The organism is Clostridium sp. MCC344, assembly GCF_018785365.1.
Taxonomy (GTDB): Bacteria; Bacillota; Clostridia; order Lachnospirales; family Lachnospiraceae; genus Pilosibacter.
In genome coordinates, this window is record NZ_WQPQ01000124.1 from 1 (window position 1) to 416 (window position 416).

1 protein-coding gene is annotated in these 416 nt (G+C 60.8%); it reads left to right on the forward strand.

Going from position 1 to position 416, the window contains the following annotated elements:
• Positions 1 to 45 precede the first annotated feature (45 nt).
• A partial coding sequence (locus GPK90_RS18775; protein ID WP_215703670.1) for a cysteine-rich VLP protein occupies positions 46 to 416 on the forward strand: 371 nt, incomplete at its 3' end.

Consider the following 416-nt stretch of genomic DNA (forward strand, 5'->3'; position numbering starts at 1 on the left):
ATCGTGGAGCCCCGCCCTTCGGGCCATCGTGGCCCGAAGTCTTAAATGGACGCCCGGGAGCTGACCCGTGACGAGAAGAAGAAAATCCGTTCTCTTGTCATGGGGATGTGCGCCAACTATGACCGGGAAAGCGGCCTGTGCCTTCCTCTTGACTGTGCCTGCTATATGCTGCACAAGTGCTGGACAGGGGCGTACTGCCGTTATTTCCGTGAGGCTGTCCTACCTCTTAACCCGGAGCTTCAAGCGTCGCTGACAACGGAAGGCATCTCCCCGGAGCTGCGGGCCTGTGCGGTCTGCGGAAAGGCATTTTTGCCCGAGGGGCGTCAAGCCTACTGCTCCGACGCCTGCAAGGCCGAAGGGAACCGCCGGAAAAGCCGGGAACGCATGAGGAAAATGCGGGAGAAAAGGCCGGGCGG